The sequence below is a fragment of the Paraclostridium dentum genome (assembly GCF_048568265.1).
Lineage (GTDB): Bacteria > Bacillota > Clostridia > Peptostreptococcales > Peptostreptococcaceae > Paraclostridium > Paraclostridium dentum.
The window spans coordinates 2529146-2553380 of sequence record NZ_CP183813.1 but is presented as its reverse complement, the minus strand read 5'-3'; the positions used below and the strand labels follow the sequence as shown (position 1 = coordinate 2553380).

The following is a 24235-nucleotide window of genomic DNA, read 5'->3' as shown; positions in this document are numbered from 1 at the left end:
TCTAGTATATAAATAGAGAGGATTTCATCCTCTCTATTTTATTTTGCATTTTTTGCAATAAAAATAGCATACTAGACAATTTCTATTTTTATGATATTGTTATATAATAATATAGTTATAAATTCTAACTGCTAAACTTGATTAATAAGTTAAGTATTCAAGCATAGCGAATTTTTTATTGAAGGAAGGTTAAATTTATGTTACTAAAAGAAGTAATAAAAGGCTTAGATATTTTAGATACTAAAGGAAGTTTAGATATTGAAATAGATAACATACAATATGATTCTAGAAAAGTAGGAGAAAATGACCTATTTATATGTGTTAAAGGATTTACAGTTGATGGACACAAATTTATAGATATGGCTATAGAAAAAGGTGCAAAGGCATTTTTAGTTCAAGAAGATATCAAAAGAGATGGAGTAACTTTCATAAAAGTTAAAAACACTAGAGAAGATATGGCTAAAGTTGCAGATAATTTCTACAATCATCCAAGTCAAAGATTTGATGTTATAGGAGTTACGGGAACTAATGGAAAAACTAGTATAACTACATTTTTAAATGAAATACTAACATCAGCTGATAATAAAGTAGGATTAATAGGAACTATAAAAATATCTGATGGAGACAAAGAAATTGAATCAAATTCAACAACTCCAGAAAGCAGAGATTTACAAGATTACTTCAATCAAATGATAAATAATGGATGTAAGTATTGTGCTATGGAAGTTTCATCTCATGCATTAGCATTAAACAGAGTGGCTCAAACTAAGTATAAGGTTGGGGTATTCACTAACTTAACACCAGACCACTTAGACTTCCACAAGGATTTAGAAGATTATAGAAATGCTAAAGAGAAATTATTCTATATGACAACTAATGCTAATGTTATAAATATAGATGATGAAGGCGGAAAAGTTATATATGAAAATATAAAAAATTTAGATACAAAATGTTACACTTATGCTATAGATCACGAGGCTGATTTTATGGCTAAAGACATAAAAATAGAAGCTAGAGGAGTATCATATAAACTTGTAACTCCAACTTATGAAGAAGATATATTTGTTCCGGTTCCCGGTAAATTCACGGTTTATAATACTCTAGCGGTTATAGCTACATGTTATGCACTTGAAATTCCTAAAGAAATAGTTCTAAATGGATTAAAAAATACAGGTGGAGTAGCAGGAAGATTTGAAGCTATATCTAATGAAACTGGAATAAGTGTTATAGTAGATTATGCTCATACTCCAGATGCATTAGAAAATGTAATCAAAACAGCTAGAGAGTTTGTTAAAAATAGGATAATAACAGTATTTGGATGCGGAGGAGATAGAGATACAACTAAAAGACCTTTAATGGGAGATATTGCTCAAAAACTTTCAGATATATGTATAGTAACATCAGATAATCCAAGAACAGAAGATCCAGAACTTATAATAAATGATATATTAGAAGGATTAGATAAATCTAAAGAAAATTACAAAGTTGTTATAGATAGAAAAGAAGCTATAAAAGAAGCTATAGAAATGGCACAAAAAGGCGATGTAATACTAATTGCAGGTAAAGGGCATGAAAATTACCAAATAATCGGTAAAGTTAAACATCACTTTGATGATAAAGAAATAGCTAACGAATTTTTACAAAATAAATAATAGTTTAAAACAGTGGGGCGCTCAGGTGAATATATAAGTTTTGATCCTAAAGCTGGAAAGATGCTTTAAAAGTCGCTAAATCTTATATATTCAATCTTCGCTAATCTGATTTTAAAACTTTAATTTTAGCACATAAGTACTATCAAATAATATTTCCACCTTTAGACGTTACCGTAGATAGATAAGGTGCGATACTAGTTAAAAGATTTTGTGAATTTATATAAGAGGGAGTGAGAGTATATTTTAGCTACATTTCAAGCATTTTTTCATCTTGTGTAGCAAAATATACTCTCACTCCCTCTAGTGTTATTAACTAAAAAAAGTATCGATAAAAAATATCGATACTTTTTCTATATTATACGTTAAATCTGAATAGTATAACATCTCCGTCTTTAACTATATATTCTTTACCTTCAAGTCTAACTAAACCTTTATCTTTAGCAGCTGTCATTGTTCCTACATTAACTAAATCATCAAATGCTATAGTTTCCGCTCTTATGAACCCTCTCTCTATATCAGAGTGTATCTTACCACCAGCTTGAGGAGCTTTAGTTCCGACCTTTATAGTCCAAGCTCTAACCTCTTGAGGTCCAGCAGTTAAATAAGAAACAAGTCCAAGTAAAGCATATGAAGATTTTATAAGTTTATCAAGTCCAGATTGCTCAAGACCTAATGTTTCTAAGAACTCTTTCTTTTCTTCGTCAGTGTCAAGTTCTGCTATTTCAGCTTCTATTTGAGCACATACAACAACAACTTCAGCATCTTCAGTTGCTGCGAATTCTCTAACTCTATTTACATATTCATTGTTTTGAGCTTCATCAGCTAAATCATCTTCACTTACATTAGTAGCATATATAACTGGTTTAGAAGTAAGTAAGTTTAATGAGTTAACAAATGATTGTTGATCTTCAGTAAATTCCATAGTTCTAACACATTTACTATCTTCTAAAGTAGCCATTATTTCTTTTAAGAACTCAAGCTCTGAAGCTAAAGATTTATCTGCTTTAGCAGCTTTTTGAGTCTTTTGAATTCTTCTTTCTAATATTTCTATATCAGAGAATATTAATTCTAAGTTTATAGTTTCTATATCTCTTAAAGGATCTACTGAACCATCAACGTGAACAACGTTAGGATCTTCGAAGCATCTAACAACATGTACTATTGCATCAACTTCTCTTATGTGAGATAGGAATTTATTTCCAAGACCTTCACCTTTAGATGCACCTCTAACTAAACCAGCTATATCACAAAATTCTATAGCTGTAGGCACAACTTTTTTAGAATCATATAGTTCTTTTAATTTTTCTAGTCTTTCGTCCGGCACAGCCACAACACCTACGTTTGGCTCTATTGTACAGAAAGGGTAGTTAGCAGATTCAGCACCTGCTTGAGTTATCGCATTAAATAGTGTACTTTTACCTACGTTTGGTAAACCAACTATACCTAATTTCATATTGTATCTTCCTCTCTTCTTAAGTCTTATATTTATTTTAATTTAGACATACATTCTAATTATACATCATATATATTAGTCATGCAAACTATACTTTTAATGGAGTTGATTCAATGGTTATGCCAATTTGTTTAGGTATTTTATTTGGATTGAGCATTATATTTGATGGGTATATGGAGAATATATTTATTATAGCTGCGACAGTGTCTGTATATACATATTTTATATATTATGAAAAAGATTATAAAAAATTATTTGCAGGTTTTATAGTATCATTTTTAATAATAAATTTATTAATTGTAGTTTTCATAAAGGATGATATAGCAGTTAAATCTATAGAACATGGAGATATTCAAGATGAAACTTTAGTAATGCTTGTATATGATGGAGAATCTAAAAAATATAATATTAGAGAACGTGCAAGTGAAATTTATTTTGATAAGGGGTACGAGGCATACATATCCAGTATATATAATTTGCATAAGTATAAAGGGTACTATGAAAATCTAGGCACTAGTGAATTTAAAGATACTGCACATAAAATTTCATCGGGGTTAAGATCTAAATTAGGATCTAAATATAAAGTCGTTGATGCATATATGTACACTAAACCATATTTTGAAAATATGGTACAAGAGGTTGTGGAGCTAGGGTATAAAAATATAATAATATGTCCCATGTTTATAACAGAGGGTAAAGATTTTGATATATTTAACAAAAGATTAGATAGTATGAGTCTTAATAAATATGGAGTGAATATTAAACTTACTGATGTTTTTTATAAATCCAACAATTTAGCAAAGTCATACACTAATGAGATTTTGGGAAATATAAAAAATGAAGATGTAGATTCAGGTGTTCTTTTAATAGGATTAGAAGATGAAAATAATTTAGAACAAGATATTATTTTTAGAGAAAAAATAAAATATTACATAGAAAAAGAGAAAAATACAAAAATTCAAATAAAATTACCACTTTTAGAAAATAATAAAGACGATATAATAAAATCAGGAGAACAACTTCTAGAATATGGAATCGATGTATTGCATGTAGTTATTCCTACATGTACAATTGATAACATGTACAATAAAAATTTAGTTGAAAGTATTTTAAAAGAATTAGATACTTCGGAGGTTAGATTTCATTATATAGAACCAAAAGATAAAGTAAAGATACTTATTGATGAAATGTATACTCAAATATTGTTAATAGAAAAATAGGAGGATTATATGGAGAATATAAAAAAAATAAATTTAGATGAAAATATAAATTTAACTTTAATACAGTCTAAAAAATTTAAAACAAATTTAGTTAGCGTATACATACAAAGGATTTTAGACAAGAATGAAACTACAAAAAATGCTTTGATTCCAAATATGATAACTAATGCAAGTAACAAATACAAAACATTAAAAGATATATCTAATAAATTGGAAGATTTGTATGGTGCGTCTATCTTAGCTGATGTAAGTAAGAGAGGGGAAAGACAGGTTTTAAATATAAAATTAGTAACAACTAATGAACAATATTTAGAAGAACCTATATTTACAGATTCAATAGATTTTTTGAATGAAATAATAAATAATCCACTAACAGAGAATGGTGGTTTTAAAGAGGAATATCTTAAATTAGAAAAACAAAATTTAGCTGAAAGAATAAAAGCTAAGATAAATGATAAAGGAAGATATGCCCTAGAAAGATGTTTTGAAGAAATGTGCAAAGATGAAAAGTTTAGTATAAGTGAATACGGATATATAGAAGAAATTGATAAAATAAATGGTAAAGATCTATACAATCACTATAAAGATATTTTAAAAACATCTCCTATAGATATTGTTATAGAAGGTGAATTTGATGAAGACAAAGTTATAGATATTATAAAAAATAAATTTAAATTTGAAAGAGAAAAAGTCATAGAAATACCTAGAGAAAAATATGAAAAGAATGTTAAATCTGTTAAAAATATAGTTGATAAAATGGATATAACTCAGGGTAAATTAGTTATGGGATATAGAACGAATACAGACTTTGCAGATGCAAAAAATTATTACCCTCTAGTTGTAGGATGCAATATTTTAGGTGGAGGACCACAATCTAAAATGTTTATAAATATAAGAGAAAAAGAAAGCTTATGTTACTATATATATTCATCTATAGAAAAATATAAAGGAATACTATTCATATCTTCAGGTATAGAAACTCAAAATTATGAAAAAACAACAGATTTAGTTAGACAACAAATAGAAAGCATTATAAATGGAGATATAAGTGACGAAGAACTTGAAAATAGTAAAATATCACTTATAAGTTCTATGAGATCTTTAAAAGATAGTATAGGTGGATTATCTGATTTTAAATTTTCTCAAGATATAAGTAAAACAAATTTAAGTATAGAGGATATTATTAATTATGTAGAAAAAGTGAATAAAGAAGAAATTATTAGTGTGTTTAAAAAATTACAATTAGATACTATTTATTTCTTAAGAAATTAGGAGGAGTATATGGAAAAGATAGTTAACGATATATTAAAAGAAGAACTTTATTATGAAAAATTAGACAATGGACTTGATGTATATTTTATGCCTAAAAAAGGGTTTATGAAAAAATTTGCAGTGTTAGCTACTAATTATGGATCTAATGAGTTAGAATTCATTCCTATAAATGAAAATGAAAAATTTAGAGTAAATGAAGGTATAGCACATTTTTTAGAACATAAAATGTTCGAGCAACCAGATGGCGGAAATGCATTTGATAAATTTTCTAAGTTAGGAGCTAGTGCAAATGCATATACCAATTTTACTATGACTGCATATTTATTTTCTTGCACAGATAACTTTTATGAAAGTTTAGAACACCTTATAGATTATGTACAAACACCATACTTTACAGATGAAAATGTAGAGAAAGAAAAAGGAATAATTGAGCAGGAGATAAAAATGTACAATGATGATCCTGACTGGAATGTATATTTCAATTGCTTAAGAGCAATGTACAAGGATTATCCTGTAAATGTTGATATAGCAGGAACTGTAGAAAGTATATACAAAATTACAAAAGACGAACTTTATAAATGTTATAATACATTTTATAACCCGGGAAATATGGCTTTATTTGTAGTAGGGGATGTCGAAGTTGATAAAGTTATTGAAAGTATCAAAAACAGTAATCATAGCAATATAGAAAAACTAGATCACAGTATAAAAAGATTTTACCCTCAAGAATCTAAAGAAATAAATAAAAAAGAAATAGTTGCAAACTTCCCTATATCAATGCCTATGTTTAATATAGGATTTAAAGATTATAACGTAGGAATTAAAGGGAAAGAGCTACTTCGTAAAGAGGTTGTTACAGAAATTCTTTTAGATATGATTTTTAAAAGAGGTAGTGAAGTATTTGATGAGTTATATATGAGTGGACTGATAAATGACAATTTTGGGTGTGGATTTACATCTCAAGTTGATTATGCATTTACTTTAGTAGGAGGAGAATCTGAAAGTCCTATGAAAGTAAAAGATGTTATATTAAAGTATATAACTAAGTATCAAAAAGAAGGACTATGTGAAGAAGATTTCAATAGAATAAAAAAGAAAAAAATGGGTCAGTTTATAAAATACTTTGATTCAGTAAACTTTATAGCTAATAATTTTATAGCATATAAGTTTAAAGATATAAACTTATTAGATTATTTAGATGTTATTAAGGAAGTAGAGTTTAAAGAAGTAGAAGAAAGATTAAAAAATCATTTAAAAGAAGAGTATTGCGTAATTTCAATAGTAGAACCTAAGTAAATTTAAAAAGTGCTAATTATAGCACTTTTTTTACGCAATGGACAAAGTCGTTGGTAACATGAGCGAAGTGAATTTTTTACGCTTAAGCAAAGCACAGCTATGAAAGAATTATGGACAATCTATGAAAATTAGTTATATCACGTTTATATGTTTTAAGCTCAAAAAAAGCTTTGTTTTAAAGTGAAATAGTTAAAGAAAATTGATGGTTTATAGGTAATATGTTATTATTTAGTTTATAAAAGGAGGGAGAGATAAATGATAGATATACATTGTCATATATTGCCGCAAGTAGATGATGGGTCAAAAAGCTTAGAAGAATCTATAGAAATGGCAAAAATAGCACAAAACGAAGGAATTAAAAAGATAATTAATACATCCCACTATCATCCAGATTTTAAATATAAAAGTGGAGAAGAGTTAAAAACAATATTAAAAAGCTTTAACAAGAAATTAAAAGATGAAAATATAGATATAGAAGTTCTTTTAGGAAATGAGCTTTATTTTACAGATGATTTATTATGTGATTTTGAAAAATTAGAGTTTCATAGCCTAAATAACAGTAAATATATATTAGTTGAGTTTTCGCCTAATAATTTTCCTAATAATTTAGCAGATATAGTGTATGAATTAAAGTTAAAAAAATACACACCTATATTAGCACATGTAGAAAGATATCCGAAAGTACAAGAAAATCCAAATATTATATATGATTGTATAAATGAGGGAGCTTTAATTCAATTGAATGGAGCTAGTGTAATAGGGAAAAATGGTAAAGAGGCAGAGAAGACTAGTAAAATTTTACTAGAAAATAATATGGTTCACTTTATAGCGACAGATGCACATAGTAGTACAAAGAGAAGACCACTAATTAAAGAAGTATATGATTACATAAGTAAGCAATATGGAGAAGAAAATGCAAAAAATATATTTGAAGAAAATCAAAAATGTATTTTAGAAAATAAAGATATATGCATTTTAGAACCAACAAAATACATAGAAAAGAAAAATTTATTTAAAAGACTATTTAAAAGGTAGGGATTAGTTTATGGATAGAATTGCATTTACTATATTTGGAATAGATGTAATGTGGTATGGAATACTTATGGCAACAGGTATGATTTTAGGTACATTAATAGCATTGAAAGAGGCTAAAAGAGTTGGAATCAAAGAAGATGATATATTAGATTTAGCAATTATTGCAATTCCGGTAGGACTAATAAGTGCCAGATTGTATTACGTAATATTTAATTGGGAATATTATTCTAATAACCCATCTCAAATATTCAATTTTAGAGGTGGTGGAATGGCAATACATGGAGCTTTAATAGGTGGAATATTAGCAGGATATGTATTTTCTAGATATAAGAAGATTAATTTTCTAAAATTAGCAGACACTGTTATACTTGGAATGCCTTTAGCTCAAGCTATAGGAAGATGGGGCAATTTTATAAATAAAGAAGCTCATGGAGGTCCAACTAATTTACCATGGGGAATAATGGTAGATGGAGTAAAAGTACATCCAACTTTTCTATATGAATCTATATGGGATTTTGGTATATTTATATTCCTATGTATATTTAGAAAAAAGAAATCTTATGAGGGTCAGATTATAGTTTTATATGCTATACTATATTCTTTAGGAAGATTTTTTATAGAAGGGCTTAGAACTGATAGCCTTATGATAGGGCCGCTTAGAATGGCTCAAGTTATAAGCTTAGCAGGCGTAATAGGCGGAATAATAGTCCACCTATATCTATCAAAGAAAAATAAAAAAGAAATAGATGATACTAAGGAGCGATAAAATATGGAATTTCATCACGTATCGGTACTTTTAGATGAGTGTATTGATAATTTAAACATAAAACCAGATGGAGTATATGTTGATTGTACAATGGGTGGTGCAGGCCACTCCAAAGAAATAGTAAAAAGACTTTCTAAGGATGGACTTTTTATAGGATTTGACCAAGATATAAACGCTATAAATACAGCAAAAGAAAGATTGAGTGAATATAGTGATAGAGTAAAGTTTGTGCACAGTAATTTTCAAAATTTAAAAAATGAATTAGAAAAAATAGGTGTATATAAAGTGGATGGGGTTCTAGCGGATTTAGGTGTTTCATCACACCAATTAGATGAGGCTGATAGAGGATTTTCATATATGCAAGATGCACCTTTAGATATGAGAATGGATATAAGATGTAGTTTTTCAGCTTATGATGTTGTAAACACATATAGTGAAGCGGAATTATCAAAAATAATAAAAGATTATGGAGAAGATAATTGGGCTAAACGTATAGCTAAGTTTATAGTAGAAGGACGTAAAGAAAAGAGCATAGAAACTACAGGTGAACTAGTTGAAATTATAAAAAAAGCTATACCTAAGAAAGCTAGAATAGATGGGCCACATCCAGCTAAAAGAACTTTCCAGGCTATAAGAATAGAAGTAAACAATGAATTAGGTGTTATAACTGAGATGATAGATGATGCAGCTTCTATTATGAATGAGGGCGGAAGAATATGTATAATAACTTTCCACTCTTTAGAGGATAGAATTGTAAAAAATGCATTTAGAGATTTAGCGACAGATTGTATATGTCCACCACATATTCCTATATGTCAGTGTGATAAAGAGGCTTTAGTAAAAGTTATAACTAGAAAACCAATATTACCAACAGACAAAGAAATCGAAGAAAACCCAAGATCTAGAAGTGCAAAATTAAGGGTTGCTGAAAGAATATAGAAGTCTAAGCGAAAGCTTAGACTTTTTTGTTTTTTATTGTTTTAATTTTGTATTAAGACTAAAAAGGAAGGCGTATATAGAAAGTTAAATATAATATATATCTATTTATTTATAAAAAAGTAAGGGGATATGTATGAAAAGAAAAAATAAAATAAAAGATATAAATGAATATAGAGCAAATAAAAAGAATATCTATAAAAGAAGAATGGTAAAAAAATTTACAAAGTGGGGTATAAAGTTAGGAGCTGTAGCAAGTGTTTGTTGTATAATTTTTGCGTGTATGTATGGATATAGTGAAGTTGCAAAATTAAAATATAAAATCGGGGATTTAGAGTCTGAGTTACATAATAAAACTATAGAAAAAGAAAATTTACAAGTAGATGTAGATCTATTAACTAGAAGTAGAGATATAGAAAAGAAAGCTAATGAGAAATTAGGGATGGACTATCCTAAAGAAAGTCAGATGAAGTACATAGAAGTACCTAATTAGGGGGGATTTGCTTGAGTAAAATAAAGAGATTGAGTAAAAAAAGGTTAGTAATTGTTTTAATACTAGCATGCTTTGTTTTTACGATGCTTATATTTAGGACTGGATACTTACAAATAATTAAAGGGGATTGGCTTACAGAAAAAGCTTTAGATCAGCAAACAAGAGATATACCAATAGAACCTAAAAGAGGTACTATATATGATAGAAATATGAAAGAGCTTGCTGTAAGTGTTACTAAGTATACTGTTTGGGCTAAACCGGTTGAAGTTAAAGACAAAGAAAAATCAGCTAAGGTAATATCTGAAATGATAGGTGAAGACTATGATGATGTTTTAAAATTATTGAAAAAGAAAAACATGGCTTTGGTAAAAGTAAAAAGATGGATAGATGATAAAACAGCAGAGAAAATAAGAGACTCTAAATTACCAGGTATATGGGTAGCTGAGGATAATCAAAGATATTATCCATATGGAAATTTTGCTCCATATGTAATCGGACATACATCAGACGATGCAACAGGAATTGCTGGGATAGAAATGCAGTATGATAAACACTTGAAAGGAAAACCAGGAAGACTTATTGTTAGTACCGATGCATCAGGAAGAGAAATTCCTCATGGTATGGAAAAATATTATGAGCCAGTGCAAGGAAATGGATTAGTTCTTAGTATAGATGAAGTAATTCAACACTATACTGAAAAAGCAGTTCAAAAAGCTTATGAAATAAATAATGCTAAAAGAGTTACGGCAATAGCTTTAGATCCAAAAACTGGTGATATTTTATCTATGGCATCAAAACCTGACTATGATCCAAATGATTCAAGAACGCCTATATATCCATACTACGAAGAAGAGCTTGAAAAATATAGTGATAAAGACAAGATAAAAGGATATTTCTCAATGTGGAGAAATCCTGCAGTTAGTGATACGTATGAACCAGGATCTACTTTCAAACTTATAACATCATCCGCATCTGTAGAAGAGGGTGTTATAAAAGATGGAGAAAAATTTGTATGTACAGGTAGTGTTACTGTAGGTGGAAGAAAATTGAAATGTTGGAGACATTATAGACCGCATGGCGCTCAAGAATTTAAACAGGCAGTTCAAAATTCTTGTAACCCAGTTTTTGTTGAGTTAGGGCAAAGATTAGGGGTGTCTAAGATGTATGATTATATAGAAGGATTTGGATTCATGGATAAAACTAATATAGATTTACCTGGAGAAGCTAAAGGTATTTTATATAATGAAAAAAATGTAGGACCTGTAGAGTTAGCAACTATATCATTTGGTCAATCTATATCTGTTACTCCTATGCAATTAATAAGTGCAATAGGCGCAATAGCAAATGATGGAAAACTTATGGAACCGAGAGTAGTTAAATCAAAAGTTGATAATCAAGGAAACGTAACAGAAAATATAAAACCAAAGGTAGTTAGACAAGTAATATCAGAAGATACATCTAAAAAAATGTTAGAAATAGCTGAATCTGTTGTAAGTGAAGGATCTGGTAAAGCTGCATATATACCTGGATTTAAAATAGGTGGTAAAACAGGAACAGCACAAAAGGTTATAGATGGTAAGTATGCACAAGGTAAATATATATGTTCTTTTGTAGGGATAGCTCCTTGTGATGATCCACAAATAGTAGTATTAGCTATAGTAGATGAACCAACTGGTGTTAGTGCATTTGGTAGTACAACAGCAGGACCTATAGTAAAAGAAATCATGAATGATTCACTAAAATATTTAGGGGTTGAACCTAAATATACAGATGAAGAAAAGCAAGAATATGAAAAACCTAAGGTAAAGGTACCAAATATTGTTGACTTAAGTATAGAAGATGCTTTAAAGGTATTAGAAGAAAATAAATTAAAACCGATACAAGACACAGACACAGAGGTTGAAGGAAGTGCAAAGGTTAAAGAAATTTTCCCTCCTGCAGGATCAGAAGTACCACAAGATTCTGGAATAGTAATTTACACAGATAATTAAAAGACAATATAGGAATAAACATCTTCAAAAATATTAATATATAGTATATAATTAATGAGTTAATAATTTAAAGAGCAATGTATATAATTTATATACATTGCTCTTTATTAGGATTTCTAAAGGTTTACAAAAGTGTAAAATAATTAGTATTCTATAAAATTATATATTAAAATATTATAAGTATAGATGATGAATATAAAAAGATTTATAATATTTAAGGAGATTTACTTTAATTAAGGAGGTTTAGTATGGAATCTTTATCTATAAAAGAACTAGTTATAGCAACTAAAGGTACGTTGGTAAAAGGTAATGAATCAGATGAAATACAAAATATAGTTATAGATAGTAGAAAAGCAAAATCTACGGATGTATTTATAGCTATAATAGGTGAAAGCCTAGACGGACATAAATTTATGCAGTCAGCATATGAAAATGGATGTAAAACTTTTATAAAAAACAGAAGTAATAGCATAAAATTTGAAAGTTCGGATATAAATTTAATAGAAGTAGAAGATACAACGAAGGCTCTTGGAGATATAGCGGATTTTTATAAATGCAAATTTGAAATACCATATATTGGAGTTACAGGTAGTGTCGGAAAAACTACAACAAAAGACATGATATATGCAGCTATATCAACAAAATTTAATACTCTAAAAAATGAAGGTAATTTCAATAATCATATAGGGGTTCCTCTTACATTGTTCAATTTAAACTCTAGTCATGATTGTGCAATAATAGAAATGGGAATGTCTCATTTTAACGAAATAGAGTATTTAGCAAATATGGTTAATCCTAAGATAGGAGTAATATCAAATATAGGATTATCTCATATAGAAAATTTAGGATCTCAAGAAGGCATATTAAAAGCTAAGCTAGAAATCACTTCAAACTTTGACGAATCTAACACTCTAATAGTAAATGGAGACGATGAATATCTAAAAAAAATATGCAAAGATGAATTAAATTATGATTTAAAAACTTTTGGATTTGACCACAATAATGATATATATTGTACAGAGTACTCTATAGGAGAAGAAGAACTAAGATTTACATGTATGATAGATAATAATAAAGAAGAAATATATATACCTACAGTTGGAAAACACAATATATATAATGCAATGGCAGCTATACTTGTAGGATTAAGCTTAGAAATGGATTTAAAAGATATAAAAGAAGGTCTTAAAAACTTCAAAGCAAGTAAGATGAGATTGGATATTATTAAAAAAGATGATTTAACAATAATCAATGATGCATATAATGCAAGCCCAGATTCTATGAAAGCTGCATTAGATATATTAGGAAGATATGAAAAAAGAAGAGTAGCAATACTTGGAGATATGTTTGAGATGGGAGAACATTCAGAGTATGGGCATAGACTTGTAGGAGGATATGCAAAAGAAAATGTAGATGTTTTAATAACAATAGGAGGAAGCTCAAAGTTTATAAGTGATGAAGCAATTAAACTAGCTTTAAATAGTTCTAATGTGTACCATTTTGACAATAAAGAAATAGCAATCGAGAAATTAAGTGATATAATAAATAAGGATGACGTAGTTTTAGTTAAGGCGTCTAGAGGTATGCAATTAGAAAATATAGTACAATATTTAAGCAGGTAGACAATAATTAAGAAATAGCCAGCAAGGGAGAGGAGTTATATTATGTTAGGAATAACACAACTTACGTATACAGCGATGATTTCATTTCTAATAGTGATTATACTAGGACCGATTTTTATACCTATGTTAACTAAGTTTAAGTTCGGTCAAACTGTAAGAGATGATGGACCACAGACACATTTACAAAAAAATGGAACACCTACAATGGGTGGTATAATGATGATAGTAGCAATACTAGTTACAGTTCTTACAAGAACAAAAGTAAGCTCAGATATGACAATGGGGCTTTTATGTATAACAGGATTTGGTTTTGTAGGATTTGTAGATGACTTTTTAAAAATTAAATTTAAAAGATCATTAGGATTAAAAGCATATCAAAAGATTTTACTACAAATTGCTTTAGCAACACTTTTAGCATATTATCAATATACTAATTCACCAAGTGCTGCTCAATTATTAATACCATTTACAAGCTTTACGATTAATTTAGGGCCTTTATATGTACCTGTTATGGTATTTGTAATACTTGGAACTGTAAATGCAGTAAACTTAACAGATGGATTAGATGGATTAGCATCAGGAATAACTGTTATAGTATCTGGATTCTTTATGTTACTTGCAGCTAATTATGGATATACAGATGTAGCTATACTAGCAGCAGCTACAGTAGGTGCATGTATAGGATTCTTAGGATTCAACTCATATCCTGCAAGAGTATTTATGGGTGATACAGGGTCTATGGCATTAGGAGGGGCTGTTATTTCATTTGCAGTACTTACAAATAATGTCCTTATAATACCTATAGTTGGAGGTATTTATTTCGCAGAAGCTATATCTGTTATACTTCAAGTAGGTTCTTATAAACTAAGAAAGAAAAGAATATTCAAAATGGCACCTATACATCATCACTTTGAGCAATGTGGATGGCCTGAAACAAAAGTTATATTTGTATTCTGGATAACATCTATAGTATTAGCTTGGATAGGTATAATAGCAGTATTCTAATTTACGGGGGTTAGAGCAATGGATTTAAAAAATAAAAATGTCTTACTTGTAGGACTAGCAAAAACTGGCGTATCAACTATAAAAAAATTAAATAAATTAGGTGCAAATATCATAGTAAATGATATAAAACCTAAGGAAAAATTAGAAGGAATAATAGAAGAAATAGATAATTTAGATAATATAGAATATGTTTTAGGTAAACACCTTGAAAATATAGAAAACATAGATTTAACTATAGTATCTCCTGGAGTTCCTTTAGACTTGCCTTTTATAGAAAAAATAAAATCTGAAGGCATTAAAATAATAGGAGAAGTTGAATTAGCATATAGACTATCTAAAAACCCTACATTCATAGGAATAACAGGAACAAATGGAAAAACTACTACTACTAGCTTAGTAGGAGAGATGTTTAAAAAAGCAAATAAAGATACATATATAGTTGGAAATATAGGTAATCCAGTTATAGACACTGTTGATTTAACTAATGAAAACTCATATCTTGTAACAGAGTTAAGTAGTTTCCAATTAGAAAGTATAGAAGATTTTAAACCTAAAGTAAGTACTATAATAAATATTACAGAAGATCATTTAAATAGACACCATACTATGGAAAACTATATAAATGCTAAAGCTAGAGTGTTTAAGAATCAAGATAAGACGGACTTTACTATACTAAACTATGATGATTCTATTGTTAGAGATTTAGGTAAAAACAGCAATGGAAATGTTTTATACTTCTCAATAAAAGAAGAAGTAAAGCAAGGTGCATATCTAGATAAAAATAACAATATAGTTATAAAGGTAGATGGTGAAGCATTAGTTCTTATGAATAAAGCTGAATTGAGCTTACCAGGAAACCACAACTTAGAAAATGCTATGTCGGCTATTTTAATGGCATACGTATTAAATATCGATACTGACGTTATAATAGACACATTAAGAACATTTAAAGGTGTAGAGCATAGATTAGAGTTTGTTACAAATAAAGATGGTATTATGTTTGTAAATGACTCTAAAGGAACAAACCCAGATTCAACTATAAAAGCTATAACTTCATATGAAAGACCAATAGTTTTAATAGCTGGAGGATATGAAAAGCAAAGCGACTTTACTGAAATGATTAAATATGCAACTAAAAATGTAAAGGCTTTAGTCCTATTAGGACAGACTGCAGAAAAAATAGAAACAACTGCAAAAGAACATGGAATTAATAATATATCAAAAGTTGAAAATATGGAAGCTGCAGTTAAAAAAGCTTATGAAATAGCTGAATCAGGGGATGTAGTTTTATTATCACCAGCTTGTGCAAGTTGGGATATGTATCCAAACTTCGAGGCAAGAGGATTAGACTTCAAAGAGAATATATATAAATTATAGATATATAACCGGGAATGGAGGTAGGTCTAATTAATGCCTAAAGAGATAGTAAAGAAACGTGTTAGTAGGGGGATAAAAACTGATTTTGACAATGTGGTATTTTATACAACAATGTTATTAGTATTTATAGGGATCATAATGGTTTTTAGTGCTAGTTTTATACAATCTACATTTAAACTAGATGATTCCTATTTCTTTTTAAAAAGAAATATAATTTATGCAACCATAGGATTTATTGCTATGATTTTTACATCTAGGATAGACTATAGATTTTGGTACAAAAATGCAAAAATATTAGGAATAGTAGTAGTTGTGTTACTTCTATTAGTACTTTCACCTCTTGGAACTTCGTTAAATGGAGCTCAAAGATGGTTAGGGGTTGGAGGATTAACAATACAACCAGCAGAGTTAGCTAAATTTGCAACAATAATAATAACTGCTAAATTAATAGAATTAAAGTACGATAAAATAAAATCTTTAACAAAAGGAGTTATACCACTTCTTATAATACCTAGTATTTTCTTTGTATTAATAATATTACAACCCAATTTATCAACTGCTGGAACAGTAATATTAGTTACTTTTGTAATGATATTCGTAGCAGGAATGGATATGAAAATTGTTTATGCTATGTTTGGAGCAGGAGTTGGATTATTTGCAGTAATGGTATTGGCAGCTCCGTATAGACTTGCGCGTGTTACTTCATTCATAGACCCGTTTAAAGATCCTCTTGGAGCAGGATACCAAGTCATACAAGGACTGTATGCACTTGGATCAGGTGGACTGTTTGGCCTTGGGCTAGGAAAAAGCAGACAAAAATACTTTTACATACCAGAACCGCAAAATGATTTTATATTCGCCATCATAGGAGAAGAACTTGGGCTTGTAGGATGTGCAATAGTAATAATGCTATTTGTATTTTTAGTTTATAGATGTATAAGAATTGCAATTAAATGTCCTGATGTATTTTCATGTATGCTTGTTGTAGGTATTGGTGGGCAAATAGGGATTCAGGCAGCTTTAAATATAGCTGTTGCAACATCGTCAATGCCTGTTACAGGAGTCGCCTTACCATTTATAAGTTATGGTGGAACCTCCCTTACAATATTTATGGCAGCAGTAGGGATTGTACTTAACGTCTCTAAACATGTAAAAATGAATTAGACAGGAGATGAAAGTTAATGAAAGTTTTATTATCTGGTGGAGGAACGGGAGGACATGTATATCCTGCCATCGCAATAGCAAATAAGATAAAAGAAGAAAATCCAGATGCTGAAATAGTATTTGTAGGAACTGAAAAAGGTATAGAATCTGAAATTGTTCCTAAATATGGTTATGAACTAAGAACTGTTACAGTACAAGGATTTAAAAGAAAAATAGATTTTGATAATGTTAAAAGAGTATTCAAATTATTTAAAGGATTAGAACAGTCAAGAAGGATTGTTAAGAAATTTAAGCCAGATGTTGTTATAGGAACTGGAGGATATGTTAGTGGACCGGTATTATTCAATGCATCTATGGGTAAAGTTCCAGCTATAATTCATGAGCAAAATTCTTTCCCTGGAGTTACTAATAAAATTTTAGCTAAAATGGTAACTAAAGTTTTAACTAGTTTTGAGGATTCTCATGTTAGATTCCCTGAAGAAACTAGAAATAAATTAGTACTTACAGGAAATCCGGTTAGAAAAGAAATACTTATATCTAAAAAGAGTAATTCGAGAAGAAAGTTAGGAATACAAGAAGATAAAAAAATGGTTTTATGCTACGGAGGTAGTGGAGGATCAAGAAAAATTAATGATTCTATGAAGGTAGTAATAAGAAATCTTGTTAATGAAGATGTAGCGTTTATATATGCTACAGGTAAGAATTTCTATGATGGTTTTATGAGTGATATAAGTGACTTACCGTTAAAGCCATATCAAAAGGTAGTACCATATTTAGAAGATATGGCAAGTGCATTAGCAGCTTGTGATATAGTTATAGGAAGTGCAGGGGCTATATCTTTAGCTGAGATAACAGCGCTTGGTAAACCATCTATAATAATACCTAAAGCCTATACAGCAGAAAATCATCAGGAATACAATGCGAAAAGTATAGAAAGCAAAGGTGCTGGAATAGCTATTTTAGAAAAAAATCTTACAGCTGAAACTTTAAATGATACAGTATTTAAATTATTAGGAGACAGAGATCTTTTAATAGACATGTCAAATGCAAGTAAAGAAATAGGAAAACCAGAAGCGATAGACATAATATATAAAGAAGTTATGGAAGTTTATAATAGAAACAATAAAAAGCCGAAAAAAGAGGCTAAAGTTGAAAGTAAAGATGAAAAAATAAGTGAAAATGAAGTAAAAGAAGTTAAGACAATCGGTATAAAAAATAAAAAGTAACATATTTCCCCTCTAGTACATAGTATTAAAAATATAAGAAGTTATATTTTAGGCTAAAAATACTTGCTACTAGGGGGGATACTTTTGTCAAAGTATATAATTAGTGGAGGCAACAAAGTAGAAGGTAGGCTGGATATAAGAGGAGCAAAAAACTCTGTATTGCCTATAATGGCTGCGTCTATACTAAATGAATCTGAAAATATAATAAAAAACATTCCTGATATATCAGATGTACATGTAATGATTGATATATTGAAAAGCATAGGATGTAAAGTTGAATACAATGAGTATACTTTATATATAGATAGTAAAAATGTTAATGTAAACAGTGTTAAAGAAGAGTATATGAAAAAATTAAGATCATCCATTATAGTAATGGGGGCAATGATAGGAAGATTTAACAATATAAGCATAAGCTATCCAGGAGGATGTTCTATAGGTTCTAGACCGATAGATCTTCATTTATATGCTTTGGATAAACTAGGTGTAAAAATAACTGAAGACAGAGGATATATATATTGTAATAGAGAGTATTTGGTAGGAAATACTATAAACCTAACATTTCCAAGTGTAGGTGCTACAGAAAATGCGATGTTGGCAGCCGTAAAAGCAAAGGGAATAACAATAATAAATAATGCTGCAAGAGAACCTGAGATAGAAGACTTGCAAAATTTTTTGAATTTAATGGGAGCAAAAGTAAGTGGAGCAGGAACTAGTTGTATTCAAATTGAGGGTGTAGATAAATTACATTCTGTTGAACATACAATAATTCCTGATAGGATTGCAATAGGGACTTATATGATTGCTAGTGCTATAACTGGAGGGTACTTACAAGTTGATAGAGTTATAAATAGCCATATGAACCCTATAGTTAGCAGATTAGAAGAATTGGGATGTAATATTGAATATAAAGGAGCTGGATTAGAACTTAAAGCTCCAAGTAAAATTTTACCTATAGATATAATAAAAACATCGCCTCATCCTGGATTTCCTACTGACATGCAATCTCAGCTTATGACTTTATTATGTTTAAGTGAAGGCACTAGTATTTTCCATGAATCAATATTTGAAAATCGATTCATGCATTGCGGAGAACTTTCTAAAATGGGAGCAAACATAATAAAAATAACTGAAAATATTTGCATGGTAAAGGGTGTAAATAAACTTGTTGGGGCTAAAGTGGAAGCTTCGGATTTAAGAGGAGGAGCAGCCTTGATATTGGCAGGTCTAGCTGCAGAAGGAATAACTGAAGTTACTAATATTAGCCATGTAGAACGAGGTTATGAGCATATTGAAAAAACATTGAAAAGTCTAGGCGCAAATATAAAAAAAATTTAGTATAAAAAAAGAAATCGAATTAGTTTTATGTACTATTACGATTTCTTTTTTTGTAATTTAAAAATATTAAATAATCAAATAACAAAGGATAAGCTATTGTTATGTAGTATTTTATAATATATAAAATACTAAAGGTGGGTTATTATGAAAAAAAATAAATGCAAGTTAAATAAGAGAGGTAAATTTGCTATATATGCTTTTATTTTGCTAGTTATATTATTTATATATATATGTATAAGTAGTAGTATTTTTGAACTTAAACAAATCGATGTGGATGGAAATAGTAAAATAACTAAAAGCGACATAATTAAAATAGGAGATATTGAAACTGGCAAAAATATATTTAAATATAATTTAAATGATGTAGAAAAAAAATTATTGGTAAACCCATATATAAAATATGTTAAAGTTAGTAGGAAGTTTCCCGATAAGTTAGTAATAACAATTAAAGAAAATAGTGAATATGCAATAATAAAAGAAGGAGCAAGTTATATTTATATAGGTGAAAGTGGATTGGTTTTATCAGAGAAAAAAGATATAAAGAACAAGAATATACCCTTAGTAAGTGGCATTGAAATAAAAAATAAAAAATTAAACACAAAGATTAAAATCAATTCAGATAAATCAAATTATATAATTTTAGCTATAGATACATTGAAAAAGAACAATATGTCAAGGAAAATTGAAAGTATAAAAATAAATAAAAATAAAATGTACATGAAAACAGATGATAACACAAATATTGTTTTGAAAATAGATGAAGATATAGAGTATAATATCAATCGATTAAAGGCTATACTAGTTGATTTAAAATCTAATAATAAAAAAGGTGGTAATATAGATTTGACTTCCAAAGAACAAGCTATATACTCTCCATGATGTTAAACTTTATTATAATTTCAAAATGCTTATATTTACTAAAATATAAGCAACAAATTGTTTTGAAAATTAATTTTTGTTTATTAAATTTTACAAATTGATAACGAAATTTATGTATATTTACAAATTCTTGTAAAAAACATGAATAAAAAACTTGAATAATGGAGGTATTTCAAAGTAAAATATAGAAGGTGAATATTTATAATATAGGTAATTAATGGTAGTTCGCTTATTATAATAACTGGGTATTATATTTAAATGACATTATACAATAGAGTACTCTGGATATAAGTAAATTAAAAATTAAATTAGGCTTTAAAAAATTTACTTACATAGGATATATAATAGGAGTTCCTATGTATTATGTAGATATATTGGTATTTGGGACAAGGTTATTTAATAATTTATCAATTATAAGAAGACAGATTGTATCTAATTTATGCAATAAAAAAAGAGGAAAATGAACTTTTTTGTGGAATAAGTTAGTTAAATATTAACAAAATGCTAATATAAAATGATATAATTAATACATAGATTTACTTTGAATATTAAATAAGGAGGTTTGTAGATGCTAAACTTTGACGTAGAAATGGATAACTTTGCAAAAATCAAAGTAATAGGCGTAGGTGGCGGTGGTAACAACGCTGTCAACAGAATGGTTGAAGCACAATTAAAAGGTGTTGAATTTATAGCTGTAAATACTGATAAACAAGCTTTATATACATCTAAAGCTGAGCATAAAATTCAAGTTGGAGAGAAACTTACTAGAGGTTTAGGAGCAGGAGCAAACCCAGAAGTTGGGAAAAAGTCTGCAGAAGAAAGTAAGGATGAAATTCTCAAAGTTCTTGAAGGTGCGGATATGGTATTTGTAACTGCAGGAATGGGCGGAGGAACAGGAACAGGAGCTGCACCTGTAGTTGCTCAATTAGCAAAAGAGATGGGTATACTTACAGTAGGAGTAGTAACAAAACCTTTTGCTTTTGAAGGTAAAGTAAGAATGAAAAATGCAGAACAAGGTATAAAAGAGTTAAAGACAAAAGTTGATACTTTAATAACTATACCTAATGATAGATTGTTACAAATAGTTCAAAAGAATACATCTATGTTAGAAGCATTTTCAATAGCAGATGATGTATTAAAACAAGGTATAGAATCTATATCAGACTTAATTGCAGCACCAGGTTTAATAAACCTAGACTTTGCTGACGTTCAATCTATAATGAAGGAAAAAGGCCTAGCACATATGGGTATGGGAAGAGCTCAAGGCGAAAATAGAGCTATAGAAGCAGCAAGACAAGCTATACAATCACCATTACTAGAAACGTCTATAAAAGGAGCTAAGGGTGTTTTACTTAATATAACAGGTGGAGCAAACTTAGGACTATTTGAAATAAATGAAGCTTCTACATTAGTTCAAGAATCTTGTGATTCTGAAGCTAATATAATATTTGGAGCTACAATAAAAGAAGATTTAAAAGATGATCTTGTTATAACTGTTATAGCTACAGGTTTTGAAGATGGACAAGATATGGATTTAGATTTAATAAATAGAAACAAAGCAATGAATCAAGGACAACATCAAAACTTTCAACAAAACAGTTTAAATCATAATCCGGCACGAGAGCCTCAAAGGCCAGTAATGCCAGAACAAAAACAAGAAGAAGAAACTGTTGTTAAACAAAATACAAGTTCAACATACATAGAAAGTGATGATATGGAGATTCCAACATTCCTAAGAAGAAGAAGATAGTACTATCTTCTTTTTTTTTGCGTTTTTTTGTTTTATTTAAGAATAAATTAAATTTGGTTCGACTATCAATTATGACATAAAACTCATTAAACCTAAACTATAATATAGGTAAATGTTTCAAGGGGGGGATGGAGGTGTACGTAGAATATTATGCAATTGAAAACTTATTAGTAAATTATATAATAATAAGTTGCACTGCTATAATTTCAAAAAATAATAGTTCTATGAAGAAAAAATGGACAGGTGCTACAATTGGAATGGTATATTCAATTTTATATTTATTTGATAATTTCAATTTATTTTTTTCGATTCCTATGAAAGTATTATTAATTTTAATTGTAACTAAAATAGCATTTAACAATGAATCGTTAAAAGGATACTTAAGGACTTTGACTATATTTTATTTTGTTAATATTTTTATTGCTGGAAGTTCATTTTTTATTATATATTGTACAGGCCTCACACATTTAACTATATCTTTTATAATCTTAATTACATATATAAGTGGAGTAGTTCTTAAATATATCTATAATGACATAAAAGAATTAAAACATATAGCAAGTATGAAAAAGGATATGACGGTATGTATAGATGAAAAAGAGGTGGAACTTAAGGCTTTAATAGATACAGGGAACTTATTGAAAGATCCGATAAGCAAAAGTGAAGTTGTTATTATAAGTGCTAATAAATTATATGGAATTTTACCTGAAGAATTCCAAAAACTAGATCTTAAAAATATAAATATAAGTTCAATTGATAATGTTATAGATAAAGTTGATAAAAATATATCTTATAGGATTAGAATGATACCTGTAAAGCAGATAAATGACAGCAACTTGGTAATAGGCATAAAATCAGATTACATAAAAGTTGATGGACAAAAAATACCTAATGTAATATTAGGGCTTTCCAATTTTAATGAAGATGGTTATAACGCTATATTAAATCCACAACTATTAATGAGTATATAAAATTTAAGGGGGATAGTTTTATGAAAAATTTTATAAAATTAAAGTCAAAGTGTATAGGTTATTTTTATAAAATATTAAAAAGATTAGGTATTTTAAATCCAAAGGGGCTATATTACTTAGGAGGCGTAAATATATTGCCTCCACCGCTTTCTACTGAGGAAGAGCAAGAACTTTTAAAAAACTTAGAACATGATGAAAGTATAAAATCTATCTTAATTGAAAGAAATTTAAGATTGGTAGTATATATATCTAGGAAATTTGAAAATACAGGGATTGATGTGGAAGATCTTATATCAATAGGGACAATAGGTTTAATAAAAGCTGTGAATACATTTAAGTTAAATAAAAATATAAAACTAGCTACTTATGCATCTAGATGTATAGAAAATGAAATTCTTATGTATTTAAGAAAAAATAATAAAAAGAAAACCGAGGTATCATTTGATGAACCTCTTAATGTTGACTTAGATGGAAATGAACTTTTATTATCTGATATATTAGGAACAGAAAATGATGAAATATATAAGTTAATAGAAGAGGAGATAGATAAAGATCTTTTAGTTATGGCTCTTGATAGACTTTCAGATAGAGAAAAACAAATTATGGAGTTAAGATTTGGTCTAGCTAGCAAAGGAAATGAAAGAACTCAAAAGGAAGTTGCTACGATGTTAGGTATATCACAATCGTACATATCTAGGTTGGAGAAAAAGATAATATCTAGACTAAAAAAAGAGATGAAAAAATTTGTTTAGAGAATAAATAATTGCTCTTAAACAGTATAAAAATATA

At 28.7% G+C, this 24235-nt stretch carries 21 protein-coding genes; 20 read left to right on the top strand and 1 reads right to left on the bottom strand.

Translation table 11 applies throughout. The features are described from left to right. Positions 1-197: 197 nt before the first annotated feature. Complete coding sequence (locus ACN6I1_RS11860; protein ID WP_419742045.1) at positions 198-1652, top strand: UDP-N-acetylmuramoyl-L-alanyl-D-glutamate--2,6-diaminopimelate ligase; 1455 nt, start codon at positions 198-200, stop codon at positions 1650-1652. Positions 1653-2007: 355 nt separating this feature from the next. On the opposite strand, the gene ychF is transcribed toward ACN6I1_RS11860, so the two are convergent. Further along, entirely contained in the window at positions 2008-3105 is a 1098-nt protein-coding gene (gene ychF / locus ACN6I1_RS11855; protein ID WP_419742044.1) for a redox-regulated ATPase YchF, read from the bottom strand. A 113-nt stretch (positions 3106-3218) separates the two neighbouring features. Here ychF and ACN6I1_RS11850 point away from each other — a divergent pair, with 113 nt between their 5' ends. The 19 genes from ACN6I1_RS11850 to sigE all read left to right on the top strand — a co-directional run bounded on the left by ACN6I1_RS11850 (position 3219) and on the right by sigE (position 24198). Next, the gene (locus tag ACN6I1_RS11850; protein ID WP_419742043.1) at positions 3219-4325 is read left to right on the top strand and encodes a CbiX/SirB N-terminal domain-containing protein; all 1107 of its coding nucleotides are present in this window, start codon (positions 3219-3221) and stop codon (positions 4323-4325) included. Positions 4326-4334: 9 nt separating this feature from the next. Next, positions 4335-5597, top strand: coding sequence for an EF-P 5-aminopentanol modification-associated protein YfmF (gene yfmF / locus ACN6I1_RS11845; RefSeq protein WP_419742042.1), 1263 nt, complete (start codon positions 4335-4337; stop codon positions 5595-5597). Between the two features lie 9 nt (positions 5598-5606). Beyond that, the gene (gene yfmH, locus ACN6I1_RS11840) at positions 5607-6893 is read left to right on the top strand and encodes an EF-P 5-aminopentanol modification-associated protein YfmH (RefSeq protein ID WP_419742041.1); all 1287 of its coding nucleotides are present in this window, start codon (positions 5607-5609) and stop codon (positions 6891-6893) included. A 255-nt stretch (positions 6894-7148) separates the two neighbouring features. Next, the gene (locus ACN6I1_RS11835; protein WP_419742040.1) at positions 7149-7928 is read left to right on the top strand and encodes a tyrosine-protein phosphatase; all 780 of its coding nucleotides are present in this window, start codon (positions 7149-7151) and stop codon (positions 7926-7928) included. Positions 7929-7938: 10 nt separating this feature from the next. Beyond that, positions 7939-8694, top strand: a complete 756-nt coding sequence (gene lgt, locus ACN6I1_RS11830; protein WP_220796414.1) for a prolipoprotein diacylglyceryl transferase — start codon at positions 7939-7941, stop codon at positions 8692-8694. Between the two features lie 3 nt (positions 8695-8697). Then, positions 8698-9633 (top strand): 16S rRNA (cytosine(1402)-N(4))-methyltransferase RsmH, encoded by a 936-nt coding sequence (gene rsmH / locus ACN6I1_RS11825; RefSeq protein WP_419742039.1) that lies wholly within the window; start codon positions 8698-8700, stop codon positions 9631-9633. A gap of 133 nt (positions 9634-9766) precedes the next feature. Next, positions 9767-10123, top strand: a complete 357-nt coding sequence (locus ACN6I1_RS11820) for a hypothetical protein (RefSeq protein WP_419742038.1) — start codon at positions 9767-9769, stop codon at positions 10121-10123. An 11-nt stretch (positions 10124-10134) separates the two neighbouring features. Continuing rightward, on the top strand, positions 10135-12114 hold the full coding sequence (locus tag ACN6I1_RS11815; RefSeq protein WP_035115469.1) for a stage V sporulation protein D: 1980 nt from the start codon (positions 10135-10137) through the stop codon (positions 12112-12114). A 248-nt stretch (positions 12115-12362) separates the two neighbouring features. Beyond that, positions 12363-13736 carry a UDP-N-acetylmuramoyl-tripeptide--D-alanyl-D-alanine ligase gene (locus ACN6I1_RS11810; protein WP_419742037.1) on the top strand — a complete coding sequence of 458 codons (1374 nt, stop codon included), beginning with the start codon at positions 12363-12365 and terminating at the stop codon, positions 13734-13736. 39 nt (positions 13737-13775) lie between these two features. After that, complete coding sequence (gene mraY, locus ACN6I1_RS11805; protein WP_025162704.1) at positions 13776-14741, top strand: phospho-N-acetylmuramoyl-pentapeptide-transferase; 966 nt, start codon at positions 13776-13778, stop codon at positions 14739-14741. Positions 14742-14759: 18 nt separating this feature from the next. Next, the gene (murD, locus tag ACN6I1_RS11800; protein WP_419742036.1) at positions 14760-16118 is read left to right on the top strand and encodes a UDP-N-acetylmuramoyl-L-alanine--D-glutamate ligase; all 1359 of its coding nucleotides are present in this window, start codon (positions 14760-14762) and stop codon (positions 16116-16118) included. 33 nt (positions 16119-16151) lie between these two features. Further along, on the top strand, positions 16152-17282 hold the full coding sequence (spoVE, locus tag ACN6I1_RS11795) for a stage V sporulation protein E (RefSeq protein WP_419742035.1): 1131 nt from the start codon (positions 16152-16154) through the stop codon (positions 17280-17282). Between the two features lie 17 nt (positions 17283-17299). Beyond that, a complete protein-coding gene (murG, locus tag ACN6I1_RS11790) occupies positions 17300-18508 on the top strand; it encodes an undecaprenyldiphospho-muramoylpentapeptide beta-N-acetylglucosaminyltransferase (RefSeq protein ID WP_220796410.1) in 1209 nt (402 codons plus the stop codon). Between the two features lie 84 nt (positions 18509-18592). Continuing rightward, positions 18593-19846 (top strand): UDP-N-acetylglucosamine 1-carboxyvinyltransferase, encoded by a 1254-nt coding sequence (gene murA / locus ACN6I1_RS11785; RefSeq protein WP_220796409.1) that lies wholly within the window; start codon positions 18593-18595, stop codon positions 19844-19846. Between the two features lie 144 nt (positions 19847-19990). After that, positions 19991-20725, top strand: coding sequence for a cell division protein FtsQ/DivIB (locus ACN6I1_RS11780; protein ID WP_419742034.1), 735 nt, complete (start codon positions 19991-19993; stop codon positions 20723-20725). Positions 20726-21006: 281 nt separating this feature from the next. Continuing rightward, on the top strand, positions 21007-21189 hold the full coding sequence (locus ACN6I1_RS11775) for a DUF1290 domain-containing protein (protein WP_114543618.1): 183 nt from the start codon (positions 21007-21009) through the stop codon (positions 21187-21189). 104 nt (positions 21190-21293) lie between these two features. Continuing rightward, positions 21294-22475 carry a cell division protein FtsZ gene (gene ftsZ / locus ACN6I1_RS11770; RefSeq protein ID WP_195947815.1) on the top strand — a complete coding sequence of 394 codons (1182 nt, stop codon included), beginning with the start codon at positions 21294-21296 and terminating at the stop codon, positions 22473-22475. 134 nt (positions 22476-22609) lie between these two features. Next, on the top strand, positions 22610-23446 hold the full coding sequence (locus ACN6I1_RS11765; RefSeq protein WP_419742033.1) for a sigma-E processing peptidase SpoIIGA: 837 nt from the start codon (positions 22610-22612) through the stop codon (positions 23444-23446). Between the two features lie 20 nt (positions 23447-23466). Further along, on the top strand, positions 23467-24198 hold the full coding sequence (sigE, locus tag ACN6I1_RS11760) for an RNA polymerase sporulation sigma factor SigE (RefSeq protein WP_419742032.1): 732 nt from the start codon (positions 23467-23469) through the stop codon (positions 24196-24198). Positions 24199-24235: the final 37 nt, after the last annotated feature.